The organism is Petrocella sp. FN5, assembly GCF_029210395.1.
Lineage (GTDB): Bacteria > Bacillota > Clostridia > Lachnospirales > Vallitaleaceae > Petrocella.
The window spans coordinates 37741-54454 of the sequence record NZ_JARGDP010000004.1 but is presented as its reverse complement, the minus strand read 5'-3'; the positions used below and the strand labels follow the sequence as shown (position 1 = coordinate 54454).

At 37.2% G+C, this 16714-nt stretch carries 13 protein-coding genes and 1 other RNA gene; 10 read left to right on the top strand and 4 right to left on the bottom strand.

Annotation, left to right across the window (positions count from 1 at the left end; translation table 11 throughout):
- A complete protein-coding gene (locus P0N36_RS02180; protein ID WP_275841167.1) occupies positions 1-678 on the top strand; it encodes an RluA family pseudouridine synthase in 678 nt (225 codons plus the stop codon).
- Between the two features lie 78 nt (positions 679-756).
- Positions 757-932, top strand: a non-coding RNA gene (ssrS, locus tag P0N36_RS02175) — 6S RNA.
- Positions 933-1023: 91 nt separating this feature from the next.
- On the opposite strand, the gene aroA is transcribed toward ssrS, so the two are convergent.
- The 3 genes from aroA to hisC form a co-directional block, all read right to left on the bottom strand.
- A complete protein-coding gene (aroA, locus tag P0N36_RS02170) occupies positions 1024-2304 on the bottom strand; it encodes a 3-phosphoshikimate 1-carboxyvinyltransferase (protein ID WP_275841166.1) in 1281 nt (426 codons plus the stop codon).
- 19 nt (positions 2305-2323) lie between these two features.
- On the bottom strand, positions 2324-3415 hold the full coding sequence (locus tag P0N36_RS02165) for a prephenate dehydrogenase (protein WP_275841165.1): 1092 nt from the start codon (positions 3413-3415) through the stop codon (positions 2324-2326).
- Between the two features lie 169 nt (positions 3416-3584).
- On the bottom strand, positions 3585-4673 hold the full coding sequence (gene hisC, locus P0N36_RS02160; RefSeq protein ID WP_275841164.1) for a histidinol-phosphate transaminase: 1089 nt from the start codon (positions 4671-4673) through the stop codon (positions 3585-3587).
- Between the two features lie 503 nt (positions 4674-5176).
- Here hisC and fusA point away from each other — a divergent pair.
- The 5 genes from fusA (at position 5177) to mnmA (ending at position 10651) form a co-directional block, all read left to right on the top strand.
- Entirely contained in the window at positions 5177-7252 is a 2076-nt protein-coding gene (gene fusA, locus P0N36_RS02155) for an elongation factor G (RefSeq protein WP_275841163.1), read from the top strand.
- A 210-nt stretch (positions 7253-7462) separates the two neighbouring features.
- Positions 7463-7903, top strand: a complete 441-nt coding sequence (locus tag P0N36_RS02150; protein ID WP_275841162.1) for an RrF2 family transcriptional regulator — start codon at positions 7463-7465, stop codon at positions 7901-7903.
- 9 nt (positions 7904-7912) lie between these two features.
- A complete protein-coding gene (gene nifS / locus P0N36_RS02145) occupies positions 7913-9106 on the top strand; it encodes a cysteine desulfurase NifS (RefSeq protein ID WP_275841160.1) in 1194 nt (397 codons plus the stop codon).
- 12 nt (positions 9107-9118) lie between these two features.
- Positions 9119-9565: a Fe-S cluster assembly scaffold protein NifU gene (gene nifU, locus P0N36_RS02140; RefSeq protein WP_275841158.1), complete on the top strand. Its 447-nt coding sequence runs from the start codon at positions 9119-9121 to the stop codon at positions 9563-9565.
- A 9-nt stretch (positions 9566-9574) separates the two neighbouring features.
- On the top strand, positions 9575-10651 hold the full coding sequence (gene mnmA, locus P0N36_RS02135; protein ID WP_275841156.1) for a tRNA 2-thiouridine(34) synthase MnmA: 1077 nt from the start codon (positions 9575-9577) through the stop codon (positions 10649-10651).
- Between the two features lie 105 nt (positions 10652-10756).
- Here the strand turns inward: mnmA and P0N36_RS02130 are convergent, their stop codons facing one another.
- On the bottom strand, positions 10757-11566 hold the full coding sequence (locus tag P0N36_RS02130; RefSeq protein ID WP_275841155.1) for a histidinol-phosphatase HisJ family protein: 810 nt from the start codon (positions 11564-11566) through the stop codon (positions 10757-10759).
- Between the two features lie 307 nt (positions 11567-11873).
- Here P0N36_RS02130 and P0N36_RS02125 point away from each other — a divergent pair, with 307 nt between their 5' ends.
- The 3 genes from P0N36_RS02125 (at position 11874) to P0N36_RS02115 (ending at position 16713) form a co-directional block, all read left to right on the top strand.
- Entirely contained in the window at positions 11874-13544 is a 1671-nt protein-coding gene (locus P0N36_RS02125; protein ID WP_275841154.1) for a Na/Pi cotransporter family protein, read from the top strand.
- Positions 13545-14417: 873 nt separating this feature from the next.
- Complete coding sequence (locus tag P0N36_RS02120; protein ID WP_275841152.1) at positions 14418-15452, top strand: 2-hydroxyacid dehydrogenase; 1035 nt, start codon at positions 14418-14420, stop codon at positions 15450-15452.
- Positions 15453-15672: 220 nt separating this feature from the next.
- Entirely contained in the window at positions 15673-16713 is a 1041-nt protein-coding gene (locus tag P0N36_RS02115; protein ID WP_275841151.1) for a sugar-binding transcriptional regulator, read from the top strand.
- The last annotated feature ends 1 nt before the right edge of the window (position 16714 follow it).

Genomic DNA, 16714 nt, shown 5'->3' with positions numbered 1-16714 from the left:
ATGAAAATACTCTATGAAGATGAACATATAATCGTTGTTATTAAAGAAAAAGGCATGCCAAGTCAACCGGATTTAACAGGAGATACAAACATATATGAAGAAGTATTTCGACATGTGTGTTCTAAAAAGAAGAATATAAAACTAGGATTGATTCAAAGACTGGATCGGCCCGTCGGCGGGATAATGATGCTGACAAAATCATCTGAGGCCAACAAAGCCTTTGTACAGAAATCATGTCTATCAAAAAAGTACTTGGCTGTTGTTGAAGGGGAAGCGAAAAAAGAGGTAAGGTTAGTAGATTATCTTCAAAAAGTTAGAGGTAATAGGACAATCGTTACTTCAAAGCAGGTCCCACAGGCTAAGGAAGCCGCATTAACATACAAGTGCTTGAAAAAAAGAGTGGTTGATGGAAAAACCTTAAGTTTATTGGAAATTGAATTGGAAACAGGAAGGCATCATCAGATTAGAGCTCAAATGGCACATCATAAATTACCCATAGTCGGTGATACGAAGTACAATCCGATTAAAAAATGTGTCTGGGTTGATATTGGACTACAGGCCTATAAACTTCAAATCGAACATCCAATGACGGGCAGAATATTGTTATTTAAGCATATTAGCAAGGATTATCCATTTGATATTTTCTTTGAAGGTGAAGATGATTATGAAACTTTATAATAAGTTATCTTAATCGTCTGAATATGCCGTATCATTTGATTTTGACGGCTCATGATGGTATAATGAGTAAAAGAAAGATACTTCCTGGGGTGTTCGGAGAAACCTGTATTTTGAACCTACATAGTAACATTGGGAATCCTATATTTTATGTTGGACGTCAAGCCTTCTTGAATGGAAGACGGAAAGCATAGTGCGGATACCCACCTAGCCGAAGCTAGGGATCAAAATCCGGGGAACGGCATTTCGGGTAATCATTTAAAAAAATAAACTGTTGCTTCCTAAAGACTAGGAAGTAACAGTTATTTTTTAGTTCAAATATAGGGTTTAGCACCTTTATAAATGTGGTTAATGAAGGGTAAGTGCGCTTAAGTCGGATTCGAAATTAGGGTAGGATATAGCAATACAAGAGCTATTTTCAATGGTTGTATTGCCCGTTGCACCAAGTGCTGCAATAGCCAAGGACATAGCTACCCTGTGATCATCATAACTTTTCACCTGTGCGCCCTGTATCCGGTTACCACCAACGATAACCATTCCATCTTTTGTTGCTTCAATATGGATGTTCATCTTTTTTAGTTCACAGACCATGGTATCAATCCGATTGGTTTCTTTTACTTTCAACTCACTGGCATCTTTAATGGTTGTCCTACCTTCAGCATAGGCTGCAGCCACAGCAATAACAGGTATTTCATCGATTAACGTAGGAATAATATCACCTTCAACTACCGTTCCTATAAGTTTGCTGGACTTGATGTGAAGGTCTGCAATAGGTTCGCCGTTGACAGTACGTTCATTAATTATTTCAATAGAACCGTTCATATTTTTAAGTACATGAATAATACCGTCTCGAGTAGGGTTAACACCAACATCCTTTAGTAGAAGGTCACTATTTGGACAGATAAGACCGGCGACCATAAAAAAAGCTGCAGAAGAAATGTCAGAGGGTACAACCACATGATTAGCGAACAATTCCTTGATTGGATAGCTGGTTACCAATGACCCTTTGATCTCTATCTTGGCACCAAAATGATTGAGCATAATTTCGGAATGGTTTCTAGAGAGTGTGGGTTCATTCACGGTTGAAGTTGAACCGGTATAAAGATTAGCCAGTAGTATAGAAGACTTTACTTGAGCGCTTGCAACCGGAGAAACATAGTTTATAGGCTTTAGTATGCTTGGTTTTATTAATAAAGGCGCAAGACCGTTACCGGATAAACTGCGGATGTTTGCATTCATAGAAGTTAGTGGACGTATGATACGGTCCATAGGTCGTTTTCTAATTGAGGCATCACCGGTTATTTCAACTTCGAAAGCCTGTCCGGATAATATGCCGGACATTAGACGCATTGTAGTACCACTATTGCCAACATCTAAAACAGAATCCGGTTTGGTTAATCCATAAAGGCCCTTACCTTGGATGGTCACTTTATCCTGAGCTTGTTCTATGAGTATGCCCATTTGTCTGAAACAAGCAATGGTTGACATACAGTCTTCACCGGTTAAAAAACCTTCGACTGTAGTTGTTCCTTTTGCAAGGGCTCCAAACATAATGGAACGGTGGGATATTGACTTGTCCCCCGGTACTTTTAATGTACCTTTTAGTTGTTTTACAGGTTGAATATGCATAAAAACCTCCTCATAAGCTTTATGTGTAGATGGTATAACCAAGATTGCGTAGCAATGTAATGCTCAAGTCCATATGGCTCTGATCTTCAAAAAGTATATTGAGTACACCGTTATCAATTTCTCTATTGTTGATGATGCCGATGTTTTTAATGTTGATTTTTGCTTCACTGAGAAGGGTGGCGATTTTTGCTATAATACCAGGCTCATCCTCTACGTCAACACTAAAGCTATATTGCCTTGGAAAAATACCGGATGAGGTATCGTTGAAAGTATTTCTATATGCTTGAGCTTCACTGAATAGTTCGAAAAGATGATGTGCATCTTCTTCTTTGATATAATGTTCTATTGTTATTAGCATGGTTTTATAATAATCAAGTACATCTAAAATGGGTTCTTTATTGCTTAAACATATTTGTTGCCACATAACCGGAGAGGCTGAGGCAATTCGAGTAATATCTTTGAAACCACCTGCGGCAAGTGTATGCATATAACCGTGATCAGTGTCTAGGTGTTTTACGGCATTAACAATAAGTGCAGCAAGTACATGCGGTACGTGACTAATTGAAGCCGTTGTTTTGTCATGTATAGAAGCATCCATAATAAGAGGTATACTGTCAATACCAATCACAAGATTCTTTAAGACATCAACATCTTCTTGTCTAGACGTTTTGGAGGGGGTAAGTATGTAGAAAATATTTTCGAATAATTGAGAGGAGGAAGCTTCATAACCACTTTTCTCAGAACCTGTCATAGGATGTCCGCCCACAAACTTTATGTTTGTATTCAAGGTGTCAAGGGCATTGTGGATGTCACATTTGGTTGAACCTACATCGGTTATAATACACTGATCATGCACGATACCAACCAGTTTATTGAACATCTCAATATTAATCTTCACAGGACAACATAAGAAGATTAAATCACATAATTCAAAGCCATCTTCTAGAGAGGTTGCAACATAATCTAGAACCCCCTCATTTATAGCTTGATATAGGGGGGCTTGATGAAGGTCATAAGCAATTAATTTTTCGGCTAGGCCGTACTTTCTAATGCTTTTTGCTAAGGATCCACCAATGAGTCCGAATCCAATAAAACCAATCTGCTTAATCATTTCTTTATCCTTTCTTATGAAAGTTCAAGATATTGTTTTGACACATTAACCTTTTCTTTAAGGTTAATTACAAAACAAAGTTTCACTAAGTTCACAAGAATATATAGATTTCGTAGAAGCATTCGCAACTATATATTCTTATGAAAGTTCAACATATTGTTTTGACACATTAACCTTTTAAAATGCCTTCTACAACATTGAAGAATGCTTCCATCTGTTCTGGTGTGCCAAGGGTGACGCGTTGGAAACCGGGCATACCTAAGTTGTGTCCGGGACGTACGATATACCCTTCACTTTGAAGCGCTTCAAACATTTCAGGGCTAGGTCGACCAAAATCAATCATGACAAAATTGCCAAAGGTTTCTATATATGAAAGTTTCAGTTGATGACATCTATTATATGTATAAGCTTTTGAAGCTTCGTTTACTTCATATGTACGCTGAACAAAAGCCTCGTCATCGAGCGCCGCTTGAGCGGCCACTTGAGCGGCTGTGGTGACATTGAACGGACCTCTTACACGATTGATTTTTTCGATGATATCCGCATCTGCGATACCATAACCGATTCTCATAGATGCTAGTCCATACATTTTAGAAAATGTCCTAAGCACCATTAGGTTTGGATATTCATGAAGAAGAGGGATCGTTTGAGGGAAATCAGAGTCCCTGATGTACTCAACATAGGCTTCATCCATAACAACGAGAATATCTTTTGGAACTCTGTTTAAGAAATTCAGTTGCGCAGCAGCGTTAACCATGGTTCCTGTTGGGTTGTTTGGATTGGCGATGAAGATGATGCGTGTTTGATCTGTTATATGTGCAAGGATGCCATCTAAGTCGAATATATAAGACTTTAAAGGCACTTCGATAATTTTTCCGCCCATTTGAAGGGTGCCGGCTTTGTACTGGGGAAAGGTGATATCTCCCGTGATGACTTCATCATTTTTGGAAACATAGGTTTTTGTAATCATGTTAATAATTTCATCTGAACCTGCACCAAAGATCAATTGATTTGGGCTTAGATTGTATTTCTTAGCAAGCTTTGCCCTAAGAGCTGTACAGTTGCCGTCCGGATAATAGCTGGGTTCATTTAGAGATTCAATAATACTTTGTTTAGCCAACTCGGAACATCCAAGAGGGTTTTCGTTAGATGCTAGTTTGACGATATGGGTCAGCCCGTATGCCTGCTTAACTTCATCTATAGATTTGCCTGGAATATATGGCCTTAAGCCTTCTACTTCTTTGCGGTATTTGATCATAATTATAAAGCTCCTCTCAAAATAATGACTATATTATAACATATAATTAGGGCCGAATATATTTTAATGTGAAGATTAAAAGAATATTTTAAGAAGAAAAAAACCTTTAAAATAGACGTATTTATGCCTTTTAAAGGGTGAAGTCATATTAACATGTGGGGATGATTGTGTCAACGGTTTAAAGCTTTAACTTGTAAAGTCAATATTCGGAAAATTATGACTATTGAATGAAGGTGATAGTATAAGTGCCAAAAAAGGAAGAATGTAGCATATTGTAAGATAAATAGAGTTAAGGCTTTGGTTAACTTGCATAAAAAAACTTTAATAAAATAAAATTCTTTGAAGGAAATAGATGAATAATGTAGAATACTAGAGGTATCAGCAATTTCTCGTAATATAGGATATATACTGTGCCGCTGCGTATAGGTGGTCATATCTAGTCAGATATTATGAGTGATAGCGCTAAGGTTTCAAAATACTAACTTAAGATTGGGGGACATACGATGAAGATTTATAAGTCCGAACAGATTCGAAACATTGTATTATTAGGCCATGGAGGAAGCGGTAAGACTACACTGGTGGAAGCTATGGCCCATGTGGATGGCATTGTTAAACGACAAGGAAAAGTGGAAGAAGGCAACACGATTAGCGATTTTGATAAAGAAGAGATCAAGAGAGGCTTTTCAATTAGTACTTCTTGTATACCTATTGAATGGCAGGACTGCAAACTTAATTTATTGGATGCACCTGGATATTTCGATTTTGTCGGTGAAGCAAAGCAGGCCACACGTGTTGCCGATAGTGCCATTGTTGTAGTCTCAGGCAGATCAGGTGTTGAAGTGGGGACGGAAAAGGCTTTTGAATACACAGAAGAAATGGAAATACCCAAAATTGTATTTGTGACAGATATGGACGATGATAATGCAGATTTAAACAAGGTGCTGAACCAATTAAAAGATATTTTTGGTAAATCGATTGCACCGTTTCAAGTTCCGATTAAAGAAGATGAACATTTTGTTGGGTTTGTTAACATTATAAAAATGGAAGGCAGAAAATTTGTAAAAGATCATGTAGAGCCTTGTGATATACCAGAAGACTTAATGGATGAAGTCAATGAGGTTAGAGAAATGATCTTAGAGGCTGTTGCAGAAAGTGACGAAGCCTTAATGGAAAAATACTTTGATGGTGAAGCATTTACACTTGAGGAAATTCAAAATGCTTTACATAATGGTGTAATAGATGGGTCAATCATACCTGTGCTATGTGGTTCAGGAACAAATAACACAGGTGTCACAGTCTTGATGGATTCTTTAGTAAAATATATGCCCTCTCCTAGAGAAGAACACACAAGTGTTTATGGTGAGGATCCGGATACCGGTGAAGAAGTGGAAGTTTTTTGTGATATCGACCATGAGGCAACAGCTCTTGTGTTCAAGACAATTATTGACCCTTATGTAGGAAAGTTATCTCTATTTAGAGTTTATTCAGGAATCATAAAGAAAGACATGCAATTGTTGAATGTCAATAAGGATCAGAAGGAAAAAGCAAACCACATCTATGTATTAAGAGGTAGAGAACAGTTTGAAGTGGATGAGATTCATGCGGGTGATATTGGCGCCTTTGCTAAAATGACAGATGTGAGTACAGGGGATACTTTGTGTGATCCTGCTAAGCCGGTTAAACTACCTGGTATCACATTCCCAGAATCATTAGCATATAGAGCGGTTCTTCCAATCAAAAAAGGTGAAGAAGAGAAGATGACATCCGGTATTCATAAATTAATGGAAGAAGACCCAACCATCAACATCTTTCTGGATACGGAGAATCATCAGGAGTTATTGTATGGTGTCGGTGGCCAACATTTGGAGATAATCAAGAGTAAGTTATTGGATAAGTTCAAGGTTGAGATTGAGTTGGTCAAACCTAGAATTCCCTATCGGGAAACAATAAAAGCAAAGGGTCAAGTACGGGGAAGACATAAGAAACAATCAGGAGGTCATGGCCAATATGGTGATGTGGTCATGGAATTTGAACCTTCAGGTGACCGTGAAAAGCCATTTGTTTTTGAGGAGAAGATTGTCGGTGGTTCTGTACCTAAGAACTATTTCCCAGCAGTAGAAAAAGGCTTGATTGAATCTGTAGATCGTGGTGCATTAGCAGGATATAAGGTTGTAGGTGTAAAAGCAACACTTGTAGATGGCTCGTATCACCCGGTTGATTCATCAGAGATGGCTTTTAAGATGGCAACGATTGCAGCCTTCAAAGAAGCGATGAAAGTCTGCAAACCAATTATATTAGAGCCGATTGCCAGTGTTCGAGTTGTTGTGCCAGATGATTATATGGGTGATATTATTGGTGACTTGAATAAGAGAAGGGGACGTGTCATGGGCATGAATCCTGTAAAAGGTAAACAAGAAGTTATGGCTGAGGTCCCAATGGGTGAAATGTATGGTTACTCAACGGATTTAAGATCTATGACACAAGGTAGAGGCATGTTTACTTTGAACTTTGAACGATATGATGAGGCACCGGCAGAGATACAAATGAAGGTTATCGAAGACCGAGCTCAAGATAAGTAAAATCATTATAATCCTATACATAGAAATATTTCAACAGGCTGTACCCAGCAAAGGTATGGTCTGTTTTTTGTACATTTTTCATATCCGACCAAATAAGTTGGATATGTACTTATAAAATACATGTCAAAGTATTGACAAAGTATCAATGGGCATGATAATCTTACATAGAATCATATCCGAGTCATTTAGTAGGAATTATGAGGTGATGCAGTGAAACTCTCAACAAAAGGAAGATATGGACTTAGAGCCATGATAGATCTTGCCATACATTCAAAGGAAAATCAGGTATCCATCAAGAGCATATCAGAACGCCAGGAAATATCAGAAAACTATCTGGAGAGAATCATAGCACTTCTTAAAAAAGCAGGCTATGTTAAAAGTACAAGAGGTGCTCAAGGTGGTTACATGCTTACAAAAAAACCGGACCAGATTTCTGTAGGGAATATATTAAGAGCCCTTGAAGGGGACTTAAATCCAGTAGATTGTTCATTGATTAATGATGAAAAAGTGTGTTCGGAATCAGGTTTATGTGTAACAAAATTTGTATGGAAACGTATCAGTGACAGCATTAACGATGTTGTGGACAATATTAGTCTTCAAGACCTTGTGAATGAACAAGTTGAAATAGATAAATCTCAGGCGAGCAGATAGGAGCAGGTTATGAATAAGAAAATCTATTTAGATCATGCAGCAACAACACCTACCAAACCGGAAGTGGTGGAGGTGATGCTACCGTATTTTACTGAAAAATTTGGTAACCCTTCAAGTATTTATGAATTCTCAGGGCAAAATAAGGAAGCCATTGAAGAAGCAAGGGAATCAGTGGCAAAAGCTATTGGTGCCAACGAGAGAGAGATTTTCTTCACCAGCGGCGGTACTGAATCAGACAACTGGGCAATTTTAGGTATTGCAGAAAGCTATAAGGCCAAAGGGAATCATATCATCACAACAGCGATTGAACACCACGCTGTCCTTCATACCTGTGAGTACCTAGAAAAAAATGGCTATGAAGTGACGTATTTGGAAGTGGATAAAGATGGATTGGTTAATCCTAATGACCTTAAAGAGGCTATAAAGGATTCGACCATATTGATAACAATTATGCTAGCCAACAATGAGGTTGGTACAATTCAACCAATAGAAGAATTAGGTGCTATTGCTAAAGCGGCAGGTGTTCTTTTTCATACAGATGCCGTTCAAGGTGTAGGACATATACCAATTGATGTGAATGCCATGCATATTGATCTGTTAAGCATAAGTGGCCACAAGTTATATGGTCCTAAGGGCATAGGTGCCCTATATGTAAGAAAAGGCATAAAACTAAGATCTTTTATTCATGGTGGCGGGCAAGAAAAAAAACGTCGTGGAGGTACTGAAAATGTACCGGCTATTGTAGGTTTTGGAAAAGCAATCGAATTGGCAATAAGATCCATGGAAGCAGAAAGCAAAAGACAGGCAGAACTTAGGGATTACTTAATCGAACAAGTACTAGAAAGAATACCCCATTGTCGACTTAACGGACATAGAGAGTATAGACTTCCAAACAATGCTAACTTTAGCTTTGAATTCATCGAAGGTGAATCCTTGCTAATCATGTTAGATATGAAAGATATATGTGCATCTAGCGGGTCAGCTTGCACATCAGGATCTTTAGATCCTTCTCATGTTTTATTGGGCATAGGCCTACCTCATGAGATTGCCCATGGCTCTTTAAGGATTAGTCTTGGGGAACAGAATACAAAAGAAGAAATGGATTATCTTATTGAGTCTTTAATCGTCATTGTAGCTAGGCTAAGAGAAATGTCACCCTTGTATGAAGACTATTTAAAAAAACAAGTAAAAATTGAAAGATAGAGGTGTAATGGTATGTATACTAAAAAGGTAATGGATCATTTTCAAAACCCTAGAAACATGGGTGAAATAGAAGACCCTTCAGGTGTAGGCACAGTTGGTAACGCAAAATGTGGCGATATTATGAGAATCTACTTGGATATTAAAGATGATGTGATACAGGATGTTAAGTTTAAAACTTTTGGATGTGGTGCTGCAGTAGCCACCAGCTCTATGGCAACAGAATTAGTAAAAGGAAAGACAGTTATTGAAGCTATGGAAGTGACCAATAAAGCGGTTATGGAGGCACTAGACGGTCTTCCTAGAGCTAAAGTGCATTGTTCACTTCTTGCAGAAGAAGCACTCCAAGCAGCACTGTGGGATTATGCGAAGAAAAACGGTATTGTTATAGAGGGATTAGAAGAACCTAAGCCTTTTGAAGACCATGAAGAAGAAGAAGAAGAAGAAGAAGAAGAATTCTAGAGGAATATTATGAATACTAAAACAGTTGTAGTAGGGATGTCAGGAGGTGTGGATTCATCTGTGGCAGCCTACCTATTAAAAGAAGCAGGTTATAATGTCATTGGTGTCACCATGCAAATATGGCAGAATGAAGAAAGAGACCTTGAAGAAGAAGAAGGTGGATGTTGTGGCCTCTCGGCAGTAGATGATGCCAGAAGGGTAGCCCAGTCACTTGACATACCTTATTATGTTATGAATTTTAAGGAAGAGTTTAACCGTGAAGTTATTGATTATTTTGTTACATCTTATAAAGAAGGCAAGACACCAAATCCCTGTATTGCTTGTAACCGAAAAGTAAAGTGGGAATCTTTGTTGACACGCAGTATGAATATTGGCGCTGATTTCATTGCTACAGGTCATTATGCTAAAGTGGTCAAGCTGGAAAATGGCAGATACGCTTTAAAACAATCCGTAACCATAAAAAAAGACCAGACTTATGCTTTATATAACCTGACACAGGATCAGCTTAGTAAGACCTTGATGCCCGTTGGAGATTATGATAAGGATACAGTGCGAATTATAGCAGAAAAAATCAATCTAAGAATTGCCAATAAACCGGACAGTCAAGACATATGTTTTGTACCGGATGGTGACTATGTTAAATTCCTTGAAACCTACACTGGAGAAAAATCCATAGAAGGTAACTTTGTAGATGAAAAGGGTAATATTTTAGGACGCCACAAAGGCATTGTTCACTATACGATAGGTCAAAGGAAGGGGCTTGGATTAAGCCTCGGAAAACCGGGATTTGTAACAGCAATTAGACCGGATACAAAGGAAGTGGTTATTGGCGATAATAAGGATACCTTTGCTTTTTCCTTACTAGCCAACCAATTGAACTTTATGCCATTTGAAAAACTGGAAGGCGAAAAGTTTTTCACAGCAAAAATCAGATACAGCCATAAACCTGCCGGTTGTCATGTTAAGATGGTTGATGATGACTTGATGGAAGTGAGATTTGAAGATGCTCAAAGAGCGATTACACCAGGGCAAGCGGTGGTTCTCTATGACGGAGAGCTTGTTGTGGGTGGAGGAACCATCATTTGAGCTCTAAATGAATGAAAATAAATCAAAAAAACACCAATAAATCGTTGATTATGAAATCAATGAGATTGAAGGTGTTTTTTTATTGTTACAAAAAAAACTGAAGACCTAATTAAAGCCAATTTGCTTCGGTACCCTTTTTTGGAATTGAGTATAGGACTTGAATCCGATGTCTTTGAGATGTTTTTCAACCAAATCAAAAGAGGTCGCCACATTCTCTGGTCGATGGGCATCCGATCCGATGGTAAGCAATTCTCCACCAAGCTGATGGTATCTTTTTAGAACTTCATAACTTGGATGAGGTTGATCTAATTTGTAAACATAACCACTGGTATTAACCTCAAGTGCCTTGTCTTTACGAATCAAAGTGGTCAAGATTGCATCTAATACATCAGAAAAGTCAGCATAGGTATATTTTTTATGATCATCTCTGCGCCAATACCTAATGACATAATCGAGATGACCTAAAGTATCAAAGTCATCAAAATGCTGAACATTAAAGAGGGTATCCTCAAAGATGCTGAAATAGCCTTCATTTCGAGTTAAACCATCAAAATAGGTGGGCTCATAAGGATCTTTACCTTTTGCAAAATGTGTGGAACTAATGATGAAATCAAAAGCATGACGCCTTGCCAATTGACGTAAAGGTTCATGTAAATGCTTTTCTATCCCAAATTCGATTCCTGTCAACAGATTAAAGTCATCGGTCAACCCAGTTCTTATTTCATCTATGGCTTTTATGTAATTAAGAACATCTAGCTCTCCAGATATGCCTTCATAATTAAAGTCGATATCATGATGGTCAGTAAAGGCCATGGTACTTAACCCTTTTTTTCTAGCAGCCTCAATCATATCCGACATTGAGGCCTGACTGTCAAATGAAAAATAGGTATGGTTATGTAAATCTGAACGTATCATATAGATTCTCCTTTTAAGATAATCAAATATGGTTAAAAGGGTCAAAACTAAGTTCTACCTAATTAACATTCAAGATGTGAAAGCTCAACTAAATAGTTTTGACGCCTTAACCAAATATGAATTAATTTTAACATAGAATTCGTGGTATATAAACAAAAATGAAGGGAATTCATAAATCACTTGTTTTATGCCTAAGTTACATGGTAATATAGTCTTGGTTATTTACGAGTATATAATATTTATTTTACAAAAAGATGACATTGATCATAATAACGTATCAATGGTTTTGATTTAGGAGGATATTGCAATGGACTGGGTTGGATTTCAAAACGTACTTTTTAATATTTTTGCACTATTTGGCGGATTTGGTATGTTCTTGTATGGTATGCATATCATGGCAGATGGTTTGCAAAAAACAGCCGGAAATAAAATGAAAAACCTACTTGGTGCATTAACCAATAACCGCTTCATTGGTGTTATTGTTGGAGCACTTGTAACGGCGATTGTTCAGAGTAGTTCAGCCAGCACAGTTATGGTGATTGGATTTGTAAATGCAGGCCTAATGAATCTGGTACAGGCAACTGGTGTTATTATGGGTGCTAACATCGGTACAACCATTACTTCTTGGATTGTTTCAAGTGCGGAATGGATGGTGTTTTTTAAGCCTGAGAAGATTGCTCCATTAATTATGGGACTTGGTGCTAGTGTATTGTTTTTTTCTAAAGATAAAAAAAAGCAACAGATTGGTGAGATTCTGGTTGGTTTTTCACTGATTTTTATTGGATTAGAGTTGATGAAATCAGGTATAACACCCTATAAAGATTCTCAAGTTTTTAAAGACGCTTTTATTGTTCTTGGAAAAAATCCAATTCTAGCTGTTTTTGCCGGAGCGGTAGTGACGGCAATTATTCAAAGCAGTTCCGCATCTGTGGGTATCCTTCAGACACTAGCTGCAACTGGCATTATTCCTTTTAGCGCAGCTATTTACATTGTTCTTGGTCAAAATATTGGAACAACCTTTACAGCAATGTTGTCTAGTATAGGGGCCAGTAAGACCGCTAAACGTGCGGCCTATGTCCATTTATTGTTTAATGTTTTTGGAACAGTCGTGTTTACGGTGGGAACATATATTTATTTTGAATTCTTTGATATAACCCATGGACATACGATTATTACCATGACGCAGATTTCTATTTTCCACACATTTTTTAATGTGACCAACACAGCCATGCTATTTCCTTTTGCAACACAGTTGGCAGCAATCGCTGAGCGAATTGTACCTGGTGTTGATCGTTTGGTGGAAGATGAAGAAGAGCTTGCCCTTAGGCACCTAGATGCAAGGATATTAGAAACCCCTACTTTTGCCGTAGAAAATGCAATCAAAGAAGTGGCACGAATGGGTGACTTGGCAGTTAATAATACACAATTGGCAATAGAATCGTTACTTGAAAAGGATACTAAGAAGATAGCTGAAGTCCTAAGTAATGAAAAGAAAATTAACAAACTAGAAAAACTAATTACAGATTATTTGGTGAAAATCAGCAATACCGTTTTGAATGAACATCAAAATCTTGTAATAACAAACCTGTTCCATTCGGTTAATGATATAGAACGTGTTGGTGATCATGCTGAAAATATAGCCGACTTGGCAAAGTACTATATTGAAAATGAGTTGAAATTCTCAGATGAAGCAGAAGGGGAATTCAAAGTAATTTCAAAATTGGCACTAGATACTATACGCATGGCGATTGAGGCTAGAAGAGATGACAATGCGGATTTGGTAAAAATGGTTGAATCCAACGAAGAAGAAATGGACGTTATGGAAGAACACTTAAGAGGCCAGCACATTAAAAGGCTTGGTAAAAATGTTTGTGATTCTTCAACTGGCGTTGTCTTTTTAGACTCCATCAGTAATCTTGAAAGAATTACAGACCATGCATTGAATTTGGCCTATTATGTTAAGGATGAAATTATATAATAATTTGAAGCGGAGGTTTAACTTACTTTTGTCAAGTTCATTAGCAATTTCTATCGAATGAAATTAACACAGCTAAACCTCTGGTCACTATGGTCAATATGAACAAAAAAAGTCAACATAACTCTTATGAGCTATATTGACTTTTTTCTTAATGGATCACATAATTACTGAGAACTTTCTCTCTACCTTCGAATTGACTTCGGTTAATCAATCGAGACAATAGTGCGTATGCTTCTGCTCGCGTTAATGCTTTTTGCGGTTCAATATCAACCTTTGGATAAAAGTCTGCTGATGCAAATGCACTACAGATAAAAAATGAAAGTGTATTTTCCGATGCTCCCTATTATTAGAATCATCACCATTAACATTACTTGAATCGTTTTTTTTCACTTGCTTCATCTCCTTAATTCTAATTGTTTCCTCATTTCCCTGCTATTGAAAAAGTATAGCCTCTTTGGCCTAATAGCACATCGCAAACAAGTATGAATTCAAGAAAAAAAGCCTCATACTAAAGTATGAAACTTTAAAAAAACGAATATATTAGCCATATACGGAAACTATTGTAAGTGTTATAATTTTTAACAACTTAGCTTTGACGTCCAAGCCATAGTGTACTAATTAACTCTGCACGTGTACTAACTTTTCATAGTATTTTCAAGGAATTATTTCTAGGTAACATAGGTAACCAGGGACGGTTTTTCTGATTCTATTACAAAGATATGAGTATATACTAGTTGGGGTGTGAACTATAAGGACTAACCAGAGGAAAGACAATATTTGTATGCTACCTTACTCGACGTTTACGAATTCTTGATATATAATTGCATTATACTAAAGGCACAAATTTACTAGATTTGGATAGGGAGTGTGTATATGAGAATAGCTTTTTTTGATACAAAGCCTTACGACCGTCAATCCTTTGATCAATATATTGATCAATATGATATGAAGATTAAATATTTTGAATCAAAATTAAATGAAGATACAGTGGCTTTGGCAGCGCATACAGATGTTGCGTGTGCATTTGTAAATGACACATTAAATGAATCGGTTGTTAATGCCTTGGTGGATATGGGTATAAAATTATTAGCGCTGCGATGCGCAGGTTATAACCATGTCGATTTTAAAGCGGCATACAATAGATTGCATATTGTAAGAGTTCCGGCATATTCACCTTATGCAGTAGCAGAACACGCAATTGCACTGATGTTTTCTTTGAACAGAAAAACCCATAGAGCATATGTACGAACACGAGATAATAACTTTAATATAAACGGCTTAACCGGATTTGATTTTCATGGTAAAACCGTTGGTGTTATTGGAACAGGAAAGATAGGACGCATATTTATAGATATTTGTAAGGGACTGGGCATGAAGGTAATTGCATATGATATGTATCCATCAGAGATTGAAGGTGTTGAGTTTGTCGAACTTGCAAGTCTTTATCAAGCATCGGATATTATTTCATTACATTGCCCTCTAACCAAAGAAACACATTATATGATTGATGACCATGCAATACAACAAATGAAAGAAGGCGTAATGCTTATTAATACTTCTCGAGGTGCACTTATTCAGACTGAACATCTTATTGATGGATTAAAATCAAAAAGAATCGGGTCAGCAGGATTAGATGTTTATGAAGAAGAAAGTGAATACTTTTTTGAAGACTTTTCATCTGAAAGTATTGATGATGATATTCTTGCGCGGCTTTTATCGTTTAGCAATGTACTTGTGACGTCTCATCAAGCATTTTTGACAAGAGAAGCATTAAGCAATATTGCAGAAACAACTCTAGAAAACATAAAAGCATACCAAGAAGCTAGGTTGTTAGTGAACGAAGTATGTTATCACTGCCCGGAAGGTCCGTCTAAGTGCAATAAAAAAGAAACCGGTCGATGTTGGTAGTAGAATATATATCCCATGAAAACATATACAGTTCCAGGAACTTCATAGTCGATACTGGCTTGAGCTATATTTGTGAAAAGTACAAAATTTCAACTAAAAACCTTGTAATTTATTTGTAAAATGTTATAATAAGAGTGTGCTTAACAGATAAAGCATTTTTTTGGAAATGACTTGGGACGAAAAATGACAACAGGGACCAAAAAGGGTCCGGGAGTTGATTATGGAAGCATACACAGCCGCTTTACAGAAAATAATTCCAAAAGAATTAACGGTATTAAGACGTAGATACAAAGTTCTTCGAGGCATTCATCTTTTTCAACCTATTGGCAGACGCTCATTGTCCTATCGTTTGCATCTGAGTGAAAAGTTAATACGAACAGATACAGAGTTTATGCGTGATGAAGGATTTATTTCCTCGTCTGGATCAGGTATGATGCTTGAACCTATGGGTCTTCAATTGATTCATGAACTGAAGGATTTCATGGAACAGATTGAAGGTTTAACAACGATTGAAGAGCAGATTAAAGACATCCTTGAATGTGAAGAAGTTGTAATCGTATCTGGAGACGCAGACCAAGATGATGAAGCTATTTATAATATTGGTCATGCAGCAGCAAAGGTATTGCTTAGAAATATCACGGACAATGATATAATTGCATTGACAGGGGGCTCAACTGTACATCGAATGATTGAAGCCATACCTTCAAACCCAATTAAAGCAAAAAATGTATATGTTGTACCGGCTAGAGGCAGCCTTGGAAATAATGTGTCATATCAAGCCAATACTTTGGTAGCCATGTTAGCTGAAAAAATTCACTCTAACTATACTTTATTAAATATTCCGGATAATCTGAGTCAAAAATCCTTGGAAAGTGTAAGGGAAGAGCCGGAGATTCAAGAAACACTTAATAAACTTATCAAATCCAATATACTGATTTACGGAATAGGAAATGCCTGTAAAATGTCTGAACGTAGGAATCTTGGGGAAGACATTGTTAAATTACTGACGGACGGTCAAGCAACAGCTGAAGCCTTAGGTTATTACTTTAATCAACAAGGCGAAGTGATTTATGCATCTAGATCGATTGGTATAACCATGGATCAAATGACAGAATTAAAATATCCAATAGCGGTGGCCGGAGGGCATAGTAAATCTGATGCAATTTTATCAGTTAAGAAGCTATTAAGCCGTGGATGTGTTATAATGGATGAGGGTGCGGCAAATGGTGTTATAGCACTTTCAAAAGACAATGGTCAATAAG

Coding starts and splice junctions, on each gene's coding strand:
- P0N36_RS02180 (WP_275841167.1), top strand. CDS start 1: ATGAAAATACTCTATGAAGATGAACATATAATCGTTGTTATTAAAGAA.
- P0N36_RS02130 (WP_275841155.1), bottom strand. CDS start 11,566: ATGATACGTTCAGATTTACATAACCATACCTATTTTTCATTTGACAGT.
- nifS (WP_275841160.1), top strand. CDS start 7,913: ATGAATAAGAAAATCTATTTAGATCATGCAGCAACAACACCTACCAAA.
- P0N36_RS02125 (WP_275841154.1), top strand. CDS start 11,874: ATGGACTGGGTTGGATTTCAAAACGTACTTTTTAATATTTTTGCACTA.
- mnmA (WP_275841156.1), top strand. CDS start 9,575: ATGAATACTAAAACAGTTGTAGTAGGGATGTCAGGAGGTGTGGATTCA.
- fusA (WP_275841163.1), top strand. CDS start 5,177: ATGAAGATTTATAAGTCCGAACAGATTCGAAACATTGTATTATTAGGC.
- P0N36_RS02120 (WP_275841152.1), top strand. CDS start 14,418: ATGAGAATAGCTTTTTTTGATACAAAGCCTTACGACCGTCAATCCTTT.
- aroA (WP_275841166.1), bottom strand. CDS start 2,304: ATGCATATTCAACCTGTAAAACAACTAAAAGGTACATTAAAAGTACCG.
- nifU (WP_275841158.1), top strand. CDS start 9,119: ATGTATACTAAAAAGGTAATGGATCATTTTCAAAACCCTAGAAACATG.
- P0N36_RS02115 (WP_275841151.1), top strand. CDS start 15,673: ATGGAAGCATACACAGCCGCTTTACAGAAAATAATTCCAAAAGAATTA.
- hisC (WP_275841164.1), bottom strand. CDS start 4,673: ATGATCAAATACCGCAAAGAAGTAGAAGGCTTAAGGCCATATATTCCA.
- P0N36_RS02165 (WP_275841165.1), bottom strand. CDS start 3,415: ATGATTAAGCAGATTGGTTTTATTGGATTCGGACTCATTGGTGGATCC.